The 20,929-nt window shown below is 61.6% G+C and carries 19 protein-coding genes; 5 read left to right on the top strand and 14 right to left on the bottom strand.

Annotation, left to right across the window (positions count from 1 at the left end):
- Positions 1-145: 145 nt before the first annotated feature.
- The gene (locus tag VMP31_RS22650) at positions 146-583 is read right to left on the bottom strand and encodes a hypothetical protein (RefSeq protein ID WP_325509990.1); all 438 of its coding nucleotides are present in this window, start codon (positions 581-583) and stop codon (positions 146-148) included.
- 89 nt (positions 584-672) lie between these two features.
- Here VMP31_RS22650 and VMP31_RS22645 point away from each other — a divergent pair, with 89 nt between their 5' ends.
- On the top strand, positions 673-1,113 hold the full coding sequence (locus VMP31_RS22645) for a universal stress protein (RefSeq protein ID WP_325509988.1): 441 nt from the start codon (positions 673-675) through the stop codon (positions 1,111-1,113).
- A gap of 28 nt (positions 1,114-1,141) precedes the next feature.
- On the opposite strand, the gene VMP31_RS22640 is transcribed toward VMP31_RS22645, so the two are convergent.
- Both VMP31_RS22640 and VMP31_RS22635 read right to left on the bottom strand, forming a co-directional pair.
- Complete coding sequence (locus VMP31_RS22640) at positions 1,142-1,828, bottom strand: DUF6901 family protein (protein ID WP_325509986.1); 687 nt, start codon at positions 1,826-1,828, stop codon at positions 1,142-1,144.
- Between the two features lie 59 nt (positions 1,829-1,887).
- Positions 1,888-3,807 (bottom strand): ATP-binding cassette domain-containing protein, encoded by a 1,920-nt coding sequence (locus tag VMP31_RS22635; RefSeq protein WP_325509984.1) that lies wholly within the window; start codon positions 3,805-3,807, stop codon positions 1,888-1,890.
- A 282-nt stretch (positions 3,808-4,089) separates the two neighbouring features.
- Here VMP31_RS22635 and VMP31_RS22630 point away from each other — a divergent pair, with 282 nt between their 5' ends.
- On the top strand, positions 4,090-6,015 hold the full coding sequence (locus VMP31_RS22630) for a transglycosylase SLT domain-containing protein (RefSeq protein WP_325509982.1): 1,926 nt from the start codon (positions 4,090-4,092) through the stop codon (positions 6,013-6,015).
- Between the two features lie 48 nt (positions 6,016-6,063).
- On the opposite strand, the gene VMP31_RS22625 is transcribed toward VMP31_RS22630, so the two are convergent.
- Positions 6,064-6,867 carry an MOSC domain-containing protein gene (locus VMP31_RS22625; protein ID WP_325509980.1) on the bottom strand — a complete coding sequence of 268 codons (804 nt, stop codon included), beginning with the start codon at positions 6,865-6,867 and terminating at the stop codon, positions 6,064-6,066.
- Between VMP31_RS22625 and VMP31_RS22620 the strand changes: the two genes are divergently transcribed.
- Positions 6,866-7,348 (top strand): DUF1499 domain-containing protein, encoded by a 483-nt coding sequence (locus tag VMP31_RS22620; RefSeq protein WP_325509978.1) that lies wholly within the window; start codon positions 6,866-6,868, stop codon positions 7,346-7,348. The two genes, VMP31_RS22625 and VMP31_RS22620, sit on opposite strands and share 2 nt — an antisense overlap.
- Positions 7,349-7,385: 37 nt before the next feature.
- Here the strand turns inward: VMP31_RS22620 and VMP31_RS22615 are convergent, their stop codons facing one another.
- Together VMP31_RS22615 and yegS are read right to left on the bottom strand one after the other, a co-directional pair.
- The gene (locus VMP31_RS22615) at positions 7,386-8,321 is read right to left on the bottom strand and encodes a chemotaxis protein CheV (protein ID WP_325509976.1); all 936 of its coding nucleotides are present in this window, start codon (positions 8,319-8,321) and stop codon (positions 7,386-7,388) included.
- A gap of 154 nt (positions 8,322-8,475) precedes the next feature.
- The gene (gene yegS, locus VMP31_RS22610; RefSeq protein WP_325509974.1) at positions 8,476-9,372 is read right to left on the bottom strand and encodes a lipid kinase YegS; all 897 of its coding nucleotides are present in this window, start codon (positions 9,370-9,372) and stop codon (positions 8,476-8,478) included.
- Between the two features lie 209 nt (positions 9,373-9,581).
- Here yegS and VMP31_RS22605 point away from each other — a divergent pair, with 209 nt between their 5' ends.
- Positions 9,582-10,280 carry a pirin family protein gene (locus VMP31_RS22605; protein WP_325509972.1) on the top strand — a complete coding sequence of 233 codons (699 nt, stop codon included), beginning with the start codon at positions 9,582-9,584 and terminating at the stop codon, positions 10,278-10,280.
- Positions 10,281-10,374: 94 nt separating this feature from the next.
- On the opposite strand, the gene VMP31_RS22600 is transcribed toward VMP31_RS22605, so the two are convergent.
- The 6 genes from VMP31_RS22600 to VMP31_RS22575 all read right to left on the bottom strand — a co-directional run bounded on the left by VMP31_RS22600 (position 10,375) and on the right by VMP31_RS22575 (position 17,944).
- Positions 10,375-11,694, bottom strand: coding sequence for an ATP-binding protein (locus VMP31_RS22600; RefSeq protein ID WP_325509970.1), 1,320 nt, complete (start codon positions 11,692-11,694; stop codon positions 10,375-10,377).
- Positions 11,695-11,799: 105 nt separating this feature from the next.
- Entirely contained in the window at positions 11,800-12,417 is a 618-nt protein-coding gene (locus VMP31_RS22595; protein WP_325509968.1) for a chemotaxis protein CheC, read from the bottom strand.
- Positions 12,418-12,777, bottom strand: coding sequence for a response regulator (locus VMP31_RS22590; RefSeq protein WP_325509966.1), 360 nt, complete (start codon positions 12,775-12,777; stop codon positions 12,418-12,420).
- Between the two features lie 350 nt (positions 12,778-13,127).
- A complete protein-coding gene (locus tag VMP31_RS22585; protein WP_325509964.1) occupies positions 13,128-14,687 on the bottom strand; it encodes an FGGY-family carbohydrate kinase in 1,560 nt (519 codons plus the stop codon).
- A gap of 78 nt (positions 14,688-14,765) precedes the next feature.
- Complete coding sequence (locus VMP31_RS22580) at positions 14,766-16,346, bottom strand: glycerol-3-phosphate dehydrogenase/oxidase (RefSeq protein WP_325509962.1); 1,581 nt, start codon at positions 16,344-16,346, stop codon at positions 14,766-14,768.
- A 2-nt stretch (positions 16,347-16,348) separates the two neighbouring features.
- A complete protein-coding gene (locus VMP31_RS22575) occupies positions 16,349-17,944 on the bottom strand; it encodes an FAD-binding oxidoreductase (RefSeq protein WP_325509960.1) in 1,596 nt (531 codons plus the stop codon).
- Between the two features lie 139 nt (positions 17,945-18,083).
- Here VMP31_RS22575 and VMP31_RS22570 point away from each other — a divergent pair, with 139 nt between their 5' ends.
- Entirely contained in the window at positions 18,084-19,106 is a 1,023-nt protein-coding gene (locus tag VMP31_RS22570) for an AraC family transcriptional regulator (RefSeq protein ID WP_325509958.1), read from the top strand.
- 69 nt (positions 19,107-19,175) lie between these two features.
- Here the strand turns inward: VMP31_RS22570 and glp are convergent, their stop codons facing one another.
- On the bottom strand, positions 19,176-20,390 hold the full coding sequence (glp, locus tag VMP31_RS22565) for a gephyrin-like molybdotransferase Glp (protein ID WP_325509956.1): 1,215 nt from the start codon (positions 20,388-20,390) through the stop codon (positions 19,176-19,178).
- Positions 20,387-20,926 carry a molybdenum cofactor biosynthesis protein B gene (gene moaB / locus VMP31_RS22560; RefSeq protein WP_325509954.1) on the bottom strand — a complete coding sequence of 180 codons (540 nt, stop codon included), beginning with the start codon at positions 20,924-20,926 and terminating at the stop codon, positions 20,387-20,389. The genes glp and moaB overlap by 4 nt, the downstream gene beginning before the upstream one ends.
- Between the last annotated feature and the right edge of the window lie 3 nt (positions 20,927-20,929).

Raw genomic sequence — 20,929 nt, 5'->3', positions numbered from 1 at the left:
TTACCCAGCGCTGAAGCGCCACAGCCACATTATTCGCTTTACCGGCCTGCCTGGCCGTCTCTCGCCCAGCGCTTGCGCTGGGCTTTCTTTTGGCTATGCCCTGGATATGTCTTGCGAAGCCACCCAGGCTTACCCCTCTCGGTACTCAAGCCCTTAGCTGCAGAAAATCCGCAATGCGCTGCAAGGCTTCTTCACCGCCCCGCTCGCCCCAGCAGAGTGCAACCATCTGCGTACTCGCCTCGGCCTTGAACACATCGACCGGCAACTCGAGCAACTGCGCCCGCAGTACGCTGTCCTCGCAGGGCTCGCGCCATTTGTTCAGCCACTGACCAGGCTCATCCTGCCAGTAACACCAGCTGTCCTGCCGCCCGCGGCGTCCCGCACTGTGGTATTGCGGGCACGGGCTCGGTGGCAGGCGCTCCAACCAATGGGGCCAGTCCTGCGGCATCAACTGCATGGCTACACCCATGCGCCGCGCTTGCAATCGCACATCCATTTGCCCACGCTGGCGGCGTGATGGCACCAGCCATGCCAGCGGGCTGAGGGCGAATGCCACCAACAGTAAAGGTATCCACGGACTCATATACTTACTCTCGCAGGCAAAAGCCTGTCATCAACGCTCAGGACAGCCATACTTGAGTTATTCAACCGTCCTTTAATAAGGAGTCACCCATGCCCTACCAGCATATTCTGGTTGCCGTCGACCTCACCGAAGAATGCGACCCGGTCATGCACCGCGCCCAGAAGCTGGCAGCTGCCAGTGGTTCCCGCCTGTCCGTGGTGCATATAGTCGAACCCATGGCCATGGCCTTCGGCGGCGACGTCCCGATGGATCTGTCGATGCTCCAGCAGCAGCAATTCGACCAGGCTCGTGAGCGCCTGGACAGCTTTGCCGGCAAATACCCGGCCGTGACCGCCGACCATCGACACCTGGCTTACGGCCAGCCGCGCCAGGAAATCCACCGACTGGCCGAGGAACAGGACTGCGATCTGATCATTGTCGGCAGCCATGGCCGCCACGGCCTGGCCCTGCTGCTCGGCTCCACCGCCAACGACGTACTCCACGGTGCCCCTTGCGATGTCCTCGCCGTGCGCCTGAAGAAGTCCGAATAACGCCGCTGCCGGCATCATTCGGCGCATATCAATCAGGCGTTTCGCCCGAACTCATGACCAGCGGGCGAATCTTCTGCAACTGGGTTTCCAGCGAGTAGCTCATGCTCGACGACATCGAGAAGAAGGTGAGGAAGGCCTTGAGGTTGGAATCGCCCTCGCAGGTGTCGTGAATCCGCTGCCAGAACGCCTGGTTGACCAGCTGCAACTGCTGGAACATACGCACCAGCCCCTTCAGCTCCCAGTCGGCATGGCGACCTTCGCGAAAATTGAAATACTGCCGGCTCAGGTACAGCGACACGGTGCGCAGGGTGAATTCCTGGTTGCTGGCAAAGGGCAGATGGTTATGCGCCATGGGCCGCAGCTTGCCCAGTATCGGGCAGGCACTGGTGGCCATGATCACCCCGAGCAGCGAGCGCAGTGCCTCTTCCAGACTCACCAGCTTGGTGTATTCGCGCTCCGGTGTCCGCACCCAGACCGACGCCTTCTTGAACGCCGGCAAGCCCTGAAAATCCTCGATCACCCGGTGCAGATCGACCGCGGCCGGGCAATGGCTGAAAGTGTCCTTACTCAACGGGCAGTTGCTGCACTGTTGATGCCCCAGCCGCGTCCAGGCCGGTGCGGCTTGAACGGCCGCCACCGGATAGGCACGGTCCAGTTCGATGCAATAGCTGAACTGATGATTGTCGTCGAGGGTGATGCGGTACTCGATGGCCATGAATGCTCCGCCAGACTTCTTAATGTTCTGTATGAGGGTATGCGACAGGCGGTCGAGCCTCAGCCTTCCAGCTCGGCCCAGCGCTCGACCAATTGCTCCAGCTCGTGCTGCACAGCCTGCAAGCGCGCCAGGGTCGCGGCAGCCTGCTCCGCGGGCAGCTGATAAAACTGCGGGGCACCGATCTGCGCCTCCAGAGTGGCCACCTGCTGCTCCAGGCTATCGATCTGCCCCGGAATGGCTTCCAACTCGCGCTGCAGCTTGTAGCTCAGTTTTTTCTTGCTGGCGGATGCCGGCGCTGCCACGGGCTCCGCGACAACCGGGGTTTCGACCACTGCCGAGGCCAGCTCAGGCTTGCCGGCCTTGCTTTCGCCGACACCCAGCAAACGCGGCGAACCGCCCTGACGCAGCCAGTCCTGATAACCGCCAACATACTCGCGCACCAGACCCTCGCCTTCGAAGACCAGGGTGCTGGTCACCACGTTGTCGAGGAAGGCCCGGTCATGGCTGACCATCAGCACGGTGCCCGGGAAGGTCAGCAACACTTCCTCCAGAAGCTCCAGGGTTTCCACGTCCAGGTCGTTGGTCGGTTCGTCCAGCACCAGCAGGTTGGCTGGCTTGCTGAACAGCTTGGCCAGCAGCAGGCGTGCCCGCTCGCCACCCGACAGCGCCTTGACCGGGGTCCGGGCGCGCTGTGGACTGAACAGGAAATCGCCCAGATAACTCAATACGTGACGGTTCTGCCCGTCGATCTCGATAAAGTCGCGGCCTTCGGCAACGTTGTCGATCACAGTCTTTTCCAGATCGAGCTGGTGACGCAACTGATCAAAATAGGCCACGTCGATGCGCGTACCTTCCTTCACCGTGCCACTGGTCGGCTGCAGGCCGCCAAGCATCAGCTTGAGCAGCGTGGTCTTGCCGGTACCGTTGGCTCCGAGCAGGCCAATGCGGTCGCCACGCTGCAGCACCAGGGAGAAGTCCTTGACCAGGAACGGGCCGTCCGCATGGGCAAAACTGACATTTTCCAGCACCATCACCTGCTTGCCGGATTTCTCTGCGGTCTCCAGCAGGATATTGGCCTTGCCGGTGCGCTCGCGACGCTCGCTGCGCTCCACGCGCAGGGCCTTGAGGGCACGCACGCGGCCTTCGTTACGGGTGCGCCGGGCCTTGATGCCCTGGCGGATCCACACTTCTTCCTGAGCCAGTTTCTTGTCGAACAGAGCGTTGGCGGTTTCCTCGGCGGCCAGGGTGGCTTCCTTGTGCACCAGGAAGCTGGCGTAGTCGCCGTTCCAGTCGATCAGGCCGCCTCGATCCAGTTCGAGAATGCGCGTGGCCAGGTTCTGCAGGAAGGAACGGTCGTGGGTGATAAACAAAACAGCGCCCTGAAAACCGCTCAGCGCCTCTTCCAGCCAGGCGATGGCACCGATATCCAGGTGGTTGGTTGGTTCGTCGAGTAACAGCAGATCCGGCTCGCAGACCAGCGCCTGGGCCAGCAGTACGCGGCGACGCCAGCCGCCTGACAATTCGGCCAGGGTCTTGTCAGCCGGCAACTGCAGACGGCTCAGGGTGCTGTCGACCAGTTGCTGCAAGCGCCAGCCATCGCGGGCCTCGAGGTCCTGCTGGACGTGCATCAGTTTGTCCAGGTCGGCCTCGGTGACACAGTTCTGCGCCAAGTGGTGGTATTGCGCGAGTAATTCACCCACACCGTCCAGACCTTGGGCGACCACATCGAACACGGTGCGATCGTCGGCCAGGGGCAATTCCTGGGGCAACTCACCGATCTTCAGCCCCGGAGCGCGCCAGACCGAGCCTTCATCGGGCCTCTGATCGCCCTTGACCAGCTTCATCATGCTCGACTTGCCGGTGCCGTTGCGGCCGATGATGCACACCCGCTCACCACGGGCAATTTGCCACGAAACCTTGTCCAGCAGCGGCATAGCGCCGTAGGCCAGGGAAACATCGGTGAACTTGAGCAGGGTCATGGTGTGCCTCAACAAATACGACAGGTGGTAACGGCGGCAGCGCAAAAGGCCCTGAATAGACGCGATAACCCACGTCTGGACCCGCTCGCTGGTCCGCCGCACCAGAAAAATCATTTGCCGCCGTCCGCTGGACGCCAACAAAAACAGGGCGCGCATTCTAACCGAGAAGCGCCCCGGCATCGCGGGCAATTTTTAGTCACAGGGCAAACGCCTTCCGGCCTTCACCCCTCCCCGGCAAAAGACTAAGCTAGTGGAATAAAGCGTCTCTAGCCTGGAAGTGTCATGCGCGGTTCTCTGTTCAACCTGTTGTCCTGCATCCTGATATCCACCCTTAGTGTCTCTGCGGTGCATGCAGCCACACTCACCCAGCAACGCCAGTACTACGATCAGGCCAAGGCCGCCCTGGCCAAGGGCGATAAAGGCCCCTACCAGCGTTATGCCAGCGCTTTGCGCGATTACCCGCTGGAGCCCTATCTGGCCTACGACGAGCTGACCGCGCGTCTGAAATGGGCAAGCAACGACGAAATCGAGAAATTTCTCGCCGAACACGGCGACCTGCCGCAGATCAGCTGGATGAAATTGCGCTGGTTGCGCTGGCTGGCCGAGCGCGGTGAATGGCAGACCTTTATCAACTACTACGACCCGGCGCTGAACTTCACCGAGCTCGACTGCCTGTATGGCCAATACCAGCTGAGCCACGGCATGCGCGCCGAAGGCAACGCCACCGCAGAAAAACTCTGGCTGGTGGGCAAATCCCAACCTAATGCCTGCGATGCGCTGTTCGCACGCTGGGCCGCAGAAGGCCAACTCACCGAGCAGAAACGCTGGCAGCGCGCCAAGCTGGCAGCCGAAACGCGCAACTACGGCCTGGTCACCCATCTGATCAAGACCATGCCGACGCTGGGCAGCCAGGGTAAAGCGCTACTGGAGGTGGCGCAGAAACCTGAATTACTGAAGCAAACGTCGCGCTTTACCCAAACCGACCCGGCCATGGCCGATGTGGTCGGCCTGGGTCTGCGCCGCCTGGCCCGTCAGGACCCCGAAACCGCCCTGCGCCTGCTCGATAGCTATGCCGCGCGGATGAAGTTCTCCAGCGAAGAGCAGGTGGCCATCGCCCGTGAAATCGGCCTGACCCTGGCCAAGCGCTTCGACCCGCGTGCCCTGCAGGTCATGGCCAAGTACGACCCCGAGCTGCGCGACAACACCGTCAGCGAATGGCGTGCCCGCCTGCTGTTGCGCCTGGGCCGCTGGGATGAAGCCAACCAGCTGACCCGCCGGATGCCCGCCGAACTGGGCAACACCAACCGCTGGCGCTACTGGCAGGCACGCAGCCTGCAGCTGGCGCAACCCAACAGCCAGGAACCCAAGGCGCTGTACCAGACGCTGGCCCAGGAGCGCGACTTCTACGGCTTTATGGCTGCCGACCAGGTGCAAGCACCCTACCAGCTGAACAACAAACCGCTGGCCCTGAACCCGAAAACCGTGCAGAAAGTACGTAATTCGGCGGCCATTCGCCGCGCCCTGGAGTTCCACGCTCGCGGCCAGATCGCCGATGGTCGCCGCGAGTGGTACAACGTCAGCCGCCTGTTCAGCCGTGACGAGATGGTCGCCCAGGCGCGCCTGGCCTATGAAATGGGCTGGTACTTCCCGGCCATTCGCACCATCAGTCAGGCGCAGTACTGGGACGATCTGGACGTGCGCTTCCCCATGGCCCACCGCGAACATCTGGTGCGCGAAGCGAAGAACCGCGATATCCACTCCAGCTGGGTATTTGCCGTCACCCGCCAGGAAAGCGCCTTTATGGCCGATGCCAAGTCCCACGCCGGGGCCATGGGCCTGATGCAGCTGATGCCGGCCACCGCCAAGGAAACTGCCAAACGCTTCGGCATACCGCTGTCATCGCCACAGCAGGCCTATCGCCCGGAAATCAATATCCAGCTGGGCGCGGCCTACCTGAGCCAGATCTACGGCCAGTTCAACGGCAACCGCGTACTCGCCTCCGCCGCCTACAACGCCGGCCCCGGCCGCGTGCGCCAATGGCTGCGTGGCGCGGACCATCTGTCGTATGACGTGTGGATCGAAAATATCCCCTTTGATGAGACCCGCCAGTACGTGCAGAACGTGCTGTCCTACTCGGTGATCTACGGCGAGAAACTCAACGCGCCGCAGCCACTGGTAGCCTGGCACGAGCGTTACTTCGATCAGTAACGCTAAACCCGCACGCTCAACAGCAACTGTTGAGCGTGCATTGTCCGCCTATTCCAGCACCTGCACCGGCATATCCAGCGCCAGCTGCCCTTCACCGCAGGCGATCAGGTTCTGCCCGAAATACACATCGCCTTCACGCTCACGGTAGGTTTTCAGGGTGGTCAGCGGTTCGCGATCGGCGCTGCGCTCGCCCGTCTGCGGGTCGAGGGTAGTCATGATGCAGCGCGAGCAGCCCTTGACCACCCGGAACTCAAGCGTGCCGATGCGGATCCGCTTCCAGCTGTCCTCGGCATAGGGCTCACTGCCGGTCACCACCAGGTTCGGGCGGAAACGCAGCATCTCCAGAGGCCGGCCGACCCGCGCCGACAGATCGTCCAGCGATGCCTGACCGATCAGCAGCAGGGGAAAACCATCGGCAAAGGCCACCTTGTCGCCTACTTCGGCATACGCGGTATTGACCTGCCGCGCATAGGCGGCCGGCACCTGCACCAGGCGGCAGGCACGGCCCAGCAACTGGCTCAGCCACAGCGCCGCGGCCTCCCCGGCATCGGGCACCTGCAGGTTGTCACGCCAGATGGTAACCCCGCGCAGTTCGGCCCCTTGATTAGGCAACGCCACCCTCAGCTCGGACATACCCGGGGCGCTGAGCAGCAGCTGCTCGGTGCCCTGCCAACGTGCCTGCACCTGACTCATCTGTGGCAACAGGCGCTGAGTCAGGAAGCGCCCAGTCCCAGCATCGACTACCATCCAGCGACGGTCACCCGCAACGCCCAGGGCATCCAGACCAATTTCCTTCAGGGATTCGCCCGCAGCAGACTTCAATGGATAACGGTACAACCCGGAGAGATACATGAACCTGCGTTCCTTCTGGTGGCAAAACGCCCTTATACGAGTAACCCGCCGCGCCCACAAGCCAACCTTGGTGGTACCCCTGGCTTGCCTGCTGGCTGCCTGCAGTGGCAGCCCGGCGGAAAACCTGGGTATCCATGACGGTCGCCTGGCCGCCTGCCCGGATTCGCCCAACTGCGTCAACAGCCAGGCCAGCGACCCCAGGCACGCGATAGCCCCTCTGCCGCTCAAGGGCTCGGCGCAAGCCACCCAGGAGCTGCTCAAACAAGTGCTCGCCAGCGAACCGCGAACGCGCCTGGTGGAGGAAAGCCCGGGTTATCTACGCGCGGAATTCAGCAGCAAGCTGATGCGCTTTGTCGACGATGTGGAATTTATGATCGGCGCGACCGCCGTCGATGTGCGCTCGGCGTCACGCCTGGGTTATGCGGATTTCGACGTCAACCGCGAGCGTATCGAACAGCTGCGCCAGCGGCTAAGCGAATAAGAGGACGGCGCATGTCAGCCTGATGCTCGCGTCTGGCTTATTCCTCGGGGTGCAGGAGCGCCAAACGCTCGTGCACCACATCCACCAGCTTGTCCGGCTGGAACTTGGAGAGGAAGTTGTCGCAACCGACCTTCTTCACCATGGCCTCGTTAAAGCTGCCGGACAGCGAAGTATGCAGCACCACATAAAGATCCTTGAGACGCGGATCGTTGCGGATTTCGGTGGTCAGGCGATAGCCGTCCATCTCCGGCATTTCCGCATCGGTGATCACCATCAGCAGTTTCTCATGCACATCGACCCCGGCGTCGGCCCAGCTCTTGAGCAGGTTCAGCGCGCGCAGGCCATCGCTGGCGGCGTGGCAACGGATATCCAGCTGCGCCATGGTGCCCTTAAGCTGACTCATGGCCACGTTGGAGTCATCCACCAGCAGTACCTCACGGCCGCGGGCAAACTCCAGCAGCGGATCGGCGAGTTTTTCCGGGGACACCTTGGTACTCATCGGCGTGATTTCCGCCAGCACCTTTTCCACGTCGATGACTTCGACGATCTGGTCTTCGACCTTGGTGATAGCGGTCAGGTAATGCTGACGGCCGGCACCACCCGGCGGCGGCAGGATGGACTCCCAGTTGAGGTTGAGAATGCGCTCAACGCCACCGACCAGAAACGCCTGCACCGAACGGTTGTACTCGGTGACGATAATGGTGCTGCGCTCATCGGGGACGATGGGGCGCATACCGATGGCCTGGGACAAATCAATCACCGGCAGGGTCTGCCCGCGCAGGTTGACCACCCCACAGACAAAGCGGTGGCGCTGCGGCATCAGGGTCAGCTTGGGCATCTGCAGGACTTCCTGCACCTTGAATACGTTGATCGCGAACAACTGCCGCCCCGCCAGGCGGAACATGAGAATTTCCAGGCGATTCTCACCCACCAGCTGGGTGCGTTGATTCACTGAGTCGAGAATGCCGGCCATCATGTGCTCCTGTTCACGTATCGTGTTTAGCCTAGCTGAAATAGCCATAGCCTGATGTATCGGCCATCGACCGCGCATCTGAAGGCAGATGACGCGGCGCAATCATGCGACAAGCACGCCGCCGAGGCCAGCCAGATGCCGGTAACCGCCGCACTTACTCCACCAGCAGCGGCGAGTTTTCCGGCAAATGCACACGCAAGGCTGCCGGCAAGGCGGCAAAGCGCAGTTTTCGGCTTTCCATTGGCTCGCCATCCAGGTTCAGGTCCAGGCCTTGCGGTGCCTCGATTTCCAGCCAAGGCAGCCGCGTGCTCAGGGCCACACTCTGCAAGCCATTGATGCCGCTGGATAACAACCTGCCCAGGGTACCGACCACATCGGCCGCCGCCGGCACAATGAAGATATCCAGCAGGCCATCGTTGACCCGCGCCTGCGGGCATAGCACGTGCCCACCGCCGGCCTGTCGGCCATTACCGATGCCGAGGGCAAGAAACTCGCCTTCCCAGTGAAAGTCCGGTCCGGTAAAGCGGCCAAACGAGGACTGCACCTCGGCAAAGCGGGTCAGGCCCGTCAGAAAGTATGCCGCGCCGCCGAGAACGCGCTTGAGATCTTCCGAGGTATTGGCGGTGACGTTGGAGCCAAAACCGCCAGTGGCCATATTGAGAAACACCTGACCATCGACTTCGCCCAGGTCAATCGGCTGCGCCGGGGTATCCAGCAGCGCCAGGGCGATCTTTGGGTCAAGGCCGATCCCCGCGGCGTGGGCAAAATCGTTGGCAGTGCCCAACGGTAACAGCGCCAGACTGGCCTTGGTTTTCGCCAGTGCCATGGCTTCGGCCACATCGCGCAGGGTGCCATCGCCACCGCCGGCGATCAGGGTCGGGTAACCGGCCTGCAAGGCTTCATTGACCAAACGCTGGGCATCGCCAGCCTCCCAGGTAACCCGGACATCCAGTTGCCAGCCCTCTTCACGGCGCTCCTGCACGGCAGCACGCACCTCGGCATTGAGGGCTTGCTTGCCATGCAGAATCAGCAGCGCTTTACGTTCTTGCATTCCCGGCATCCTTTTCACGCCTTCAGATAAAGGCTCAGCAACATGGCTTGAGGTTGTGCCCGTTTGCAACCGGCGCACGAAATATCAAAAAATCAGATAATTAAGCTCAATATTTACGTATTTTTAATCGCATTGATTTATTGGATTATCTATCCATCGCCAATCAACACCGTCGCTGCAAGCCGGTGTTTCGCAATGAGGATACGCAGATGATCGAAGTACGCCCTTTCGCCGAACTCGGCGGTGCCCATCATGGCTGGCTGAATGCCCGTCATCACTTTTCCTTTGCCGAATACTATGACCCGGCGCGTATGAGCTGGGGGCCACTGCGGGTCTGGAACGATGATGAGATCGCGCCGCACACGGGCTTTCCGACCCATCCGCACCGCGATATGGAAATCATCACCTATGTACGCCAAGGGGCCATCACCCACAAGGACAACCTGGGTAACCATGGTCGTACCGAAGCCGGTGATGTGCAGGTAATGAGCGCCGGAACCGGGATAGCCCACAGCGAATACAACCTGGAAGACACCACCACCAAGATCTTCCAGATATGGATTCAGCCTAACCAGTCGGGCCTGCCGCCGTCCTGGGGAGCCAAGCCGTTCCCCAAAGGTGAGCGCGCCGGTACCTTTGTCACCCTGGCCAGTGGCTTTGCCGAAGACCAGGACGCCCTGTCGATCCGTACCAATGCACGGATGGCCGCCGCCACCCTGCAAGCCGGGCAAAGCACCGAGTATCCGATTGGCGCGGCGCGCAAGGCTTATCTGGTAGCCGCCAGCGGCAGCATCGAGGTCAACGGCGTAACCGCCCAGGCCCGCGATGGTGTGGCAGTCAGCGATATCGAGGTGATCCGGGTGACGGCCCTCGCAGACAGTGAAGTCATCCTGGTGGATGTGGCGTAGAACGGCTTAAGCGCAGTCGGCTTACAGGCTTACAGGCTTACAGCTGCCAGACACTCAGTGCGTCTGGTAGCCATGGCACTGGATCTGACATCGCTCAACCCGGCTCCGGGGGGCTGGGTTGCGGCGGCTGGCTTCTCGGCAGCCAAACCGTGAACACGGCACCCTTGCCAAGCTCGCTTGCGACCTCCAGACGGCCATGGTGTTTGGCCACAATACTGTAAGACACCGACAGCCCAAGCCCGGTGCCCTGCCCCACGGGCTTGGTGGTAAAGAAAGGTTCGAACAGCCGTGCCAGATGCTCTGGGGCAATACCACTGCCACTATCGCGTACCCGCACAAATACCCAGTCCCCCTCGGTGCCGGTTTCCAGCCAGATGGTGCCCGGCTGTTCGATGGCATGGGCGGCGTTGATGATCAGGTTCATAAACACCTGGTTGAGCTGCGAACCCAAGCATTGCACCAAGGGCAGCTCACCGTAGCTTTTCATCACCTCGGCTTTGAACTTGATCTCGTTCGAGATGACGTTGAGCGTGCTGTCGAGACCTTTGTGCAGGTCGGCCATCTGCCAATCGCCCGAGTCGATATGGGAGAAATCACGCAAGTCCTGAACAATCTGCTTAACCCGTTCCAACCCCTGGCGTGACTCGCGCAGTAGATCGACCATGTCCTTCTGCAAAAAATCGTAGTCCAGGGTTTGTTCGGCCTGCTGCAATTGCGTACGCAGCGTCGCATCCGGGTGCTGGGCCGCCGCGTCCTGATAGGTTTTGATCAGGCCAAACAGATCCTCCACATAACTGCTCAGGCTGCTGAAATTGGAGTAGACATAACCCACGGGGTTATTGATCTCATGGGCCACACCCGCCGCCAACTGGCCGATAGCCGCCATTTTTTCCGATTGCAGCAGTTGCGCCTGAGCGTCTTCGAGTTTGCGAATCAGCCGTGCCTGCTCGCTTTTTTCCTCATTCAGCAATTGGTTGAGACGCTCCAGCTCCAATTGCTGCGCAGCGATATCGGTTGCATCGGAAATAGTCAGGCACACGTATTTGACGACCCCGGCCTCGATCACCGGCAAGAAAGTGCAGTTCTGATACATCATCTCGGTCAAGCCGGTAATCGGTCGGCTGCCAGGGAAGTGGAACAGATGTGGACGTTGCTGCCAGGAGGTGAACGCAAGGTTCTGCAGGGCGAAAACCCCATCCATTTTCTTCTGCACCCACAGCCGCGGTAATTCCGGAAAGACCTCGAAGAGCACCAGTCCCCGGACCTCATCGCTGTCCTTGCCGCTGTGGATCGCCATGAAATCGTTCCAGAATACGACCCGGCATTGGCTGTCGAGCAAGAGCACACCGAGGTTGATGCTCTGTAATACCGCCAGCAACTCCGCGTGCAGCACTTCGTCTAGTGCAGAGGTCATCGTGCATCCTTATTCAGCTGATCCAGGCACTCTGAATGGCTGCCAGACGTTGCCCTCTATGGTTTACAGCGCCCCACAGAAGGACAACGCTAGCCCGATAGACGCCTAAATATCGCTCAAAAGCTGATCTATCACCTCAAGCACGGTGGCCGCCGTATCTTCGGTGATACAAACCAACAGGTCGCAATAGAAACTGTGGGTCGCAACCTCGAAATGGATTTCCAGCACCAGCGCTTGGTGGCCACGCAGCGCCTGTTCCCCCAGAACGCTCTGCAGCGAACGCCCACGCGCCATCATCGAGGGCGAACCGTAGCTGACCTTGATATCGACCTGTTGCGCCAAACCATTGATACAGGCACCCGTGAGAATATTGGTCACGTCCAGCATCAACTCGTCCTGAGTACTGTTTTTCTCCACATCCTCATAGCCCATCAAATCGGCTAACTGCTCGGCACCATTTTCACCAAAACACACCATCACCTCGCCCCGCAGCCGCCCCAGGAAGGACTGGCGGGTGATGATCGCCGGTTGCCCGGCAAGCATCAGTTGCTCCAGAAAACTGGCATTGGTTAACGCTACGGAGTGGATAAGTGGCACCGACAAGGTGACAAAGGTTTCGGTCAACCGCGCCAATCGGTCGGCAGCCTGCCCCATGGCCACGTTCATCAGTTCCTGCAGGGCATCACGCTGCTCTTCGTTCAGGTTCGCCAGTTGGCTGCTCATCTAGATCAACCCTATTTCATACAGCGCCGCCTGCATGGCCTCGGGAGTGATCGGCTTCTTGATAAAGGCCGCCGCTCCGAGACCGCGCACGCGTTGCTGGGCTTGCGGTTGGATATCGGCACTGATGACGATAACTACCGCATTGGCATCCTCGCTTTTGAGGAGTTCCAGAGTGCGAAAACCATCCATCACCGGCATGGTCAAGTCGAGAAAGATCACCTCGGCGTGGCCGGCGTGGTATGCCGCCAACGCTTCTTCGCCATTGGCCGCCTGGGTAACCACCATATCCAAACCCGATGGCAGGGCCTTCATCACCAGTTTTCGTGACATGGCCGAATCGTCCACTATCAGAATTTTCAATCTGCACTCCTTTGACTCTTATTGATTTCGCGGTATTAGCCGCAACAGCCCCCAACTCGACAAGCTGCGCCGCTGATTACCTGTGGTCGTGCCACTTCAACTTTAGACGAGCAAAGCGTTTTCGGCCTGCATGATTGTATTTCCCCGCAGGCTCGGCTCGAGCGGCTACACACGCGCAGTCAGGACCGCCTCGGGTTCTGCTTAGGAACTCGCGAGCTAGAGCCAGACAAGACACTACGCCAGCAACAGTCTGCGGCTGTTTTTAACCCCGGATTACCGACGCACGGCAGAGCGCAAACAGGTTCTCAGCGAACACTCGCGGCCGCATGTCGGTGTAAAGCCTGGACGCGCTACGCCGGGTAGCCGGTGATTTTGCGAATGGTCTGATACAGCGGCTTAAGCTGCTTGTACATGCGCTGGTAAACCTGCGTGTACAGCTGCTGATACACGCGCTGCGCCTCAGGATTGGGCGTGAACACGTCACCTACCCGGGTCATGGCCTTGATCGCTGTCGGGTAATCAGGATGCAACCCCAGGCCCACCGCACAATTGATCGCAGCGCCCAGGCCGCTGGTTTCATACAAATGCGGGCGCTCGGCCGGCAGGCCGAAGATATCGGCAGTCAGCTGCATCGCTGCATCGCTCTGCGAGCCTCCACCAGAGACGCGCAGACGGGTGATACGTGTACCCGAACGCTTCTCGATCTTCTCCTTGCCCTGGCGCAAGGCATAAGCCAGCCCTTCCAGAATCGCTCGGTAGATATGCGCACGGGTGTGCACATCGCCAAAGCCGATAATCGAGCCCTTGGCCTCCAGCCCCGGTTCGCGGATGCCGGGCGACCAGTAGGGCTGCAACATCAGGCCCATGGAGCCGGCCGGCACGCTGTTGACCAGCTCATCGAACAGCGCCTCGGGCTCGACACCCAGCTCCTTGGCCCGCTGCATCTCGCGCAGGCCAAATTCCTGCTTGAACCAGCTGACCATCCAGAAACCGCGGTAGATCATCACCTCGGTATTGAAGTGATCGGGAATCGCCGAGGGGTATGGCGGAATCAGCGCAATGGTTTCCAGGTACTTGTTGCGCGTGGTGTTGATCGTCGCCGTAGTGCCATAGGACAGACAGGCCGTGCTCGCCTCCACACCGCCAGCACCGAGTACCTCACAGGCTTTGTCGGCACCGGCGGCAATCAGTGGTAAGCCTTCGGGAATCCCGGTATGGCGGCTGGCGGCTGCCGTGATATGGCCCAGCAACTCACCGGGCTTGCACAGCTGCGGCAACTGCTCGCGGCGCACCGGCATGGCCTGCCACTTCCAGTCGCTGTCCTTGGCCCACTGCAAGCCTTTGTAGTCGAACGGCAGATAGGCCACGCAACAGCCCACCGAGTCGACGAACTTGCCGCATAGCCGATGGGTGAGAAAGCCGGAAAGCAGCAGCACTTTGTGGGTGTTAGCCCAGATTTCCGGCTGGTTCTGCGCGATCCAGTTGACTTCGGCCTGGGCGCGGAAGTAATCCACCGTGGCCTGCAGACCCGCTAGTTTGAACAGCCAGCCCCAGGGCCCGGTGATCCGCCCTTCGACCTTGGCCTGACGTTGATCGAGCCAGAGCATTGCCGGGCGCAGCGGCTGGCCCTGCGCGTCAACATTGATCAGGGTGCCGCGCTGGGTGGTCAGCGATACGCCCTTGATCAGGCTGCGGTCGATATCTACCTGCTGCCACAGCTGCGCGCAGGCCTGGCCCAGGCTAGCCCAGTAGTACTCGGGGTCTTGCTCGGCCCAGCCGGGCTGTTTGGAGTAATAGGCCTCAAGCTCCACCTTGCCCTTGGCGAGCAGATTGCCCTGAAGATCGAACAGCAGCGCCCGGATGCTCTGGGTGCCATTGTCGATGGCCAGCAGATAGTTTTTATCGCTCAAGACGCAATCCTTAGAGCTGTGCAAACCCTGTAGGGTGCGCCGTGCGCACCGCCTTTGTCCCGGTGCGTACAGCGCACCCTAGTGTTCCGGCAAGCTGTAGCAACGCCGCCACAACGCCAGATAATCCACTTCTTCCTGCTGCCAGCGCGTATCACTCCAGCCCAGGCGCGCCTGACACAAGGCGCGGATACGCGGCAATTCGGCAGCCGCCCCCTGAGCCAACAACAGGCCCAGGCGGGTACGGCGCAGCAGTAGATCATCCAGATGCAGCACCAGCTCTTGCTCGGCCGCCCAGGCCAGCTCGGCCCAGAGCGTGTTCGTGCCCGCCACCTGTTCAACACCCAATTCCTCAAGCAGCGCCAGCAACTGCGGCAGCGCCCGGCCATAACGACCAATCAGGCGTTTCTGCTGCGCCGGACTAAGCGTTGGCATTGGCTCGCTGGGCACAGCTGCAAAGGTCGCCGCGCCTTGATCATCCACAATACGCCCGACCATCGGCGCACAAGCTTGCAGCACCTCCAGCGCCAATAGACGGAAGGTGGTCAGCTTGCCGCCGGCCAAGGCCACGCAACCGGGCTCGACCCACAGCGCATGCTCACGCTTCTCATCCGAGGGCTTGCGCCCCTCGCTGCCGTCGCTGACCACCGGACGCACGCCGGCCCAGGTCGAGAGCACATCCGCCGCCTTGATCTCAGCAGCGGGAAACTGCTGGGCGCAGGCGTCTAGAAGATAAGTAACTTCATCCGGGCTGATTCGCGCTTCCTCAGCCAGCGGAGCCGGGTGATCCAGATCGGTGGTGCCGATCACCGTGGCACCTTCCCAGGGGAAGACAAACACCGGACGTTTATCAGCCGCGTGCATAAAGCTGAACGCATGGGCCACCGGCAAGCGCCAGGCGGGCAGCAACAGATGGCTGCCACGCAGCGGGCGGATATGTTCCAGGCCGGTTTTCAGGCGTAACTGATCAGCCCAGGCACCGGTGGCCTGGGCCACCACGCGGCAGTTAAAGCGATACAACTTCCCGGTCTCGGCATCCTCGGCCAACAGGCCGCTGACCTGCCCGCCTTCGCGGCGCAGCTCGGCCACACGCATGCCATTCAGTGCTTCACCACCTTCGGCGCGCGCCTCATCCAACACGCGCTGCACCAGCCGCGCATCATCAGTCACCGCATCGAAAAACCGCGTACCGCCCAGCAGGCCGTCTTCCTTCAGGCCAGGAGCCAGATAACGCAGCTGCTGCAACGGGTAGTACAGATGGTTGCGCTTGCCGGCCAGGGCGTCGTACAGCGCCAGCAGACCACCGAATACCCGCGGGCCGGGAAAGCCGCCCTGGTAATGCGCCATGATAAAACTCAAGGGGTCGACCAGCCCCGGCGCTTCCTGCAGCAGGCGCTGGCGCTCGCGTACCGAATCACGGGTCAGGCCAAATTGGCCCTTGGCGATATAACGCAGCCCGCCGTGGACCATCTTCGAGGAGCGGCTGGAGGTGCCCCAGGCGAAGTCGCGCTGTTCCAGCAACAGGCATTTCCAGCCGCGCCGCGCTGCTTCACGCAGAATCCCGGCACCGCTGATACCGCCGCCGACCACGATCAGATCCCAATCCCGCGCGGCCAGTTCGGGCAGCGCCTGTTCGCGCCAGGCGGCGTTCCAGTTGTTCATCATCAATCCTGCAGCAGCACGCCAGGTGCCAGGCGCTGCTCGGGGTCGAAATGCCCGGCCAGCGCCTTGAGCGTGGCCATGCCCAGTTCGCCCTTCTCCATCGGCAGGTAAGGCGCGTGATCGCGACCGACGCCGTGTTGATGGCTGATGGTGCCGCGGTTCTCGGCGATAGTCAGGCTCGCGGCGTGCTTGAGCTTCTGCCAGCGCGCCATGGCCTCGGCGTAGTTAGCACCGGGGCGGAATACATAGGTGGTGTAGATACTCGAGCCTTCGTTGTAGACGTGGGACAGGTGAGTAAACACATGCACCTGCTCGCCCTCCTCACTCAAGCCGTTGCGCAGGCTGGTCTCGACCTTGTTCAGCAGACTGTCGACGTTGCTCCAGTCGGTGGCGGTTTCCAGGGTGTCCACCGCATAACCGGCGGCCCACAGACCGTGGCGCAGATAGGGGAAACGGAAGCGGTTCTCTGCCCACTTCTTGCCCAGCAGGGTGCCGGTAAACACGCCGTCAAAGCTCTTCAGCAGCTTCTTCGTTTGCTTCAACGAGGCAGCGTTCTGCGTGCGGCTGCCGGTGACGCCAAAGGTCAGCATGCACTTGCCCTCGCGAGCGCCGCGCAGGGCCAGGTATTTCTCCAGCCAGGCGATCTGCTGCGGATGGCCGGCCAGGGCCAGCTGGGTTTTGGTCTCGATGGCGTTGGACAGGCGCAGCATCGAAAGCGGCACTCGCGCCTGGGCCAGGCTGCGGATGGCGTTCAACGCCTGCTGCCAGTTGGGCAGAAACACTGCGTAGAAATTCTCCTGCTCGGCCAGGCGAGTGATGCGCACCTTGACCTCGGAAATGACGCCAAAGCGCCCTTCCGAACCCATCAGAATTTCACGCAGATCGGGGCCCGCGGCAGACGCCGGGAAAGTCGGAATCTCCAGGGTGCCGGCGAAGGTCTCGACCTTGCCGCCGGCGAACAGCTGCTCGATGCGCCCGTAGCGCAGCGACTGCTGACCGCTGGAACGGCTGGCCACCCAACCGCCGAGGGTCGACAGCTCCCAGGACTGCGGGAAATGGCCGAGGGTATAGCCCTGGGCGCGTAACTGGCTTTCCACCTGCGGGCCAGTGGCTCCCGGGCCGAAGGTGGCGATCAGGCTGTCGTGGTCGATTTCGATCAGCTTGCCCATGTGCTCAAGCGAAAGGGTCAACACCGGTTTGCTGCCGGCCTGCGGGTTGATATGCCCGGCCACCGAGGTGCCGCCGCCGTAGGGAATCACGATCAGATCCTGCTGGCTGGCCCAGGCCAGCAGCTCGCGGATCTGCGCTGCGCTCTCCGGGTAGGCCACGCCATCGGGAAACACACCAAAGTCACCGGAACGCATCGCCAGCCAGTCCGGCAGGCTCTGGCCACGGGCATGGCGCACGCGGTCTTCGGCATTCAGGCAGATCAACGGATGGGCCTGCAGACGCGAGGCCGGCACCGTCGCCAGCACCTGTTCCAGGCTGGCATCGGCAAGCAGCTGGCCAGGGCCGACCAGTTCGGCCAGAAAAGCCTCGCCATGGGCCGGCAGTTCCACCACTGTTGCTTCATCACCCCAGCCGTTCCAACGTCGCATCTGCATCTCCCGGATATTTCAGTCACCTGCAATGGCTGCCTATACTAGCTGGCTGCTTCAGGGCGTCACTGTCGTATCGAGCCAGGCGATATCGCCAATCAAGACATTCAGAATATGCACTCAGAATAAGAACAGGCCCATGGAAAACCTCGGCTACACCTCAGTCCCCGCCCTGCTCAAATACCTGCGCCATGCCGAACAGCTGGGTCTAGATATCGATCAGGCGCTAACGGCGGCCGGCCTCAAGGCCGAGGACCTGGCCGACAACGGCAAGCGCATCCCCAGCGAAACCCATGAGCGCCTGCTCGCGCATTTGCTGCGCGTGTCCGGTGATCCGCTGTTCGGCCTGCATTGCGCGCGTTTTGTACAGCCAGGTTCCTGGAGCGTGCTGGGCTATATCACCATGAACTGCGCGACCCTCGGTGAGGCCATGAGCCGCATCGTGCCCTATGAAAAATTGGTGGGTGATATGGGCGTCAGTCGGGTCGAGGCAGATAGCGACCACGTCAAGATGATCTGGACCTGCCGCCACCAGGCTGAACCGATCCGCCGCCATCTGGTGGAAAACGTGCTGGCCTCCTGGCTGCTATACGCCCGCTGGATCGCCGACATGGACCGCTCGCCCGAGGAAGTCTGGTTTGAGCATGAGCAGCCTGAAGGTACCGAGCTGGCTGAGTATCAGGCGATTTTCGGCTGTCCTATCCGCTTCGAACAAAGCTGCAATGCGCTGATCGTGCCGCTGGAATACCTCACAGTGCCGCTGCGCCAGGCCGACGCCAACCTGCTGCGCACCCTGGAAGAACATGCCCTGACCCTGATGGCCGGGCTGGACGACAACGAGCCACTGCCACAACGGGTGAAGAACGCCCTGCGCCTGCTGCTCAAGGATGGTTTACCGCGCAAGGAGCGAGTGGCGGAGAAATTCAATATGACGGTGCGTACCCTGCAGCGTCATCTGCAACTGGCCGGCACCAGCTACCAGCAGATTCTCGATGAGCTGCGCCAGGAGCTGGCCGAACACTACCTGCTGCGCAGCGACCTGGCGATTCAGGATATCGCCAGCTACCTGGGCTTTACCGAGTCGCGCTCGTTCCACCGCAGCTTCAAGACCTGGACCGGGCAGACCCCAGGCGAATTTCGCGAGAGCCGGCGCAATTCGTAGGATGGGTGATAACCCATCACCGCGATTGATGGGTTATCACCTAGGCGGCCCCATCCATCCTACAAAGGTCTACCCGAGGATTTCGCTTAGCGGGATAAACCTCAGGCTATCGCCCTCGCTCAAGGTGGTGTTCTCCAGCACCTCAGCAAAACCCTCAGCCCAAGCGGCGCTGCGCAGCACCCCGGAGCTCTGGTTCGGATAAGGCACCACCCGGCCGTTTTCCAGACGCGCGCGCAGGTATTCACGGCGATTGCCTGGCTTGCTCCAAGTAAAACCGGCCGGCATCGGAAAGCCCAACGGCTCGACCCGCTGCACGCCCAGCCGACGGAGCAGATAAGGCCGCGCCAGCAGGCCGAAGGTCACCAGAGTCGAGGCCGGATTACCCGGCAGGCCGATCACCGGCACGCCACGAAACTGCCCGCAGGTCAGCGGCTTGCCCGGCTTGATTGCCAACTTCCACAACGCCAGCTCACCCTCTTCACGCAAAGCCACGCCGAGAAAATCCGCCTCGCCCACCGACACACCGCCAGTGGAGAGAATCAGGTCAACATCACTCAGCGCGCCCAGCGCCGCGCGGGTCAGCTCCAGGTCATCGAGCAGAATGCCGCCGTCCACCACCTCGCAGCCCAGCCGCTGCAGCCAGGCGATCAGCAAGCGGCGGTTGCTGTTGTAGATCTGCCCAGGACCCAGCGGCTGACCCGGCTCGACCAGCTCATCGCCAGTGGACAACACGGCCACGCGCGGCCGCCGGCGCACCGTCAATTCGGCGCAACCCAGGGACGCTGCCAGACCCAGTTCGATCGGGCCTAGTCGCGTGCCGGCGGGTAGAACGCTATCGCCAACACGGGTTTCCTGGCCCTGGGCGCGTACGTTCTGCCTCAGGCGCAAAGGCTCGCTAAAGGCGACGCGGTCCTCTTCATCGAGCACGGCGTTTTCCTGCATTTCCACGGTATCGGCACCGGCCGGCAACGGTGCGCCAGTAAATATCCGCGCGCAGGTGCCAGGCTGCAAAGGCTCCGGTGCACTGCCAGCCTGGATACGCTGGCTAACGACGAGCGGCTCGCCCGTCCAATCGGCCAGGCGCAAGGCGTAGCCATCCATGGCGCTATTGGCCCAAGGCGGCAGATCCAGGGTGGCGATCAGTGGTTCGGCCAATACCCGGCCAGAAGCTTCGCTCAGGTTGACCCGTTCGGTTTCAACAATCGCGCTGGCCTCGGCCTGCGCCAGCAAACGTGCCAGCGCCGCCTCGACGGGCATCAGCCCAGGCTTGTCACAGCAGCTCATGCACGACTCTCGCAGGCGGCCACCGACTTGAGATGCGGGGCGAAATTGCACGGGCGGTGACGGTTATCCAGCTGCTCGCCGAGGATGCCGTCCCAGGCGGTGCGGCAGGCGTTGGTCGAACCCGGCAGGCAGCACACCAGGGTGCCGTTGGCGAGGCCAGCCAGGGCGCGGGATTGAATAGTGGAAGTGCCAATATCGGCCACGGAAATCTGCCGGAACAGCTCGCCAAAACCATCCACCTGTTTGTCCAGCAGACAGCTCACCGCTTCCGGGGTGCTATCACGGCCAGTAAAGCCAGTACCGCCGGTAATTAGCACCACCTGCACCTGATCTTCGGCAATCCAGGTGGCCACCTGGGCGCGAATCTTGTACAGATCGTCCTTCAGCAAAACCCGTGCGGCGAGCTGGTGGCCGGCGGCCTGCAGGCGGTCGACAAACAGCTGGCCGGAGGTGTCGGTGTCCAGGTTGCGGGTATCGCTGACGGTGAGAACGGCAATATTCAAGGGCACAAAGGGTGCGTCGGCCTTGTGGCTCATGGC

It is taken from the genome of Pseudomonas sp. (assembly GCF_035512415.1).
Classification (GTDB): domain Bacteria; phylum Pseudomonadota; class Gammaproteobacteria; order Pseudomonadales; family Pseudomonadaceae; genus Aquipseudomonas.
This window is presented reverse-complemented; position numbering and strand designations above follow the sequence as displayed.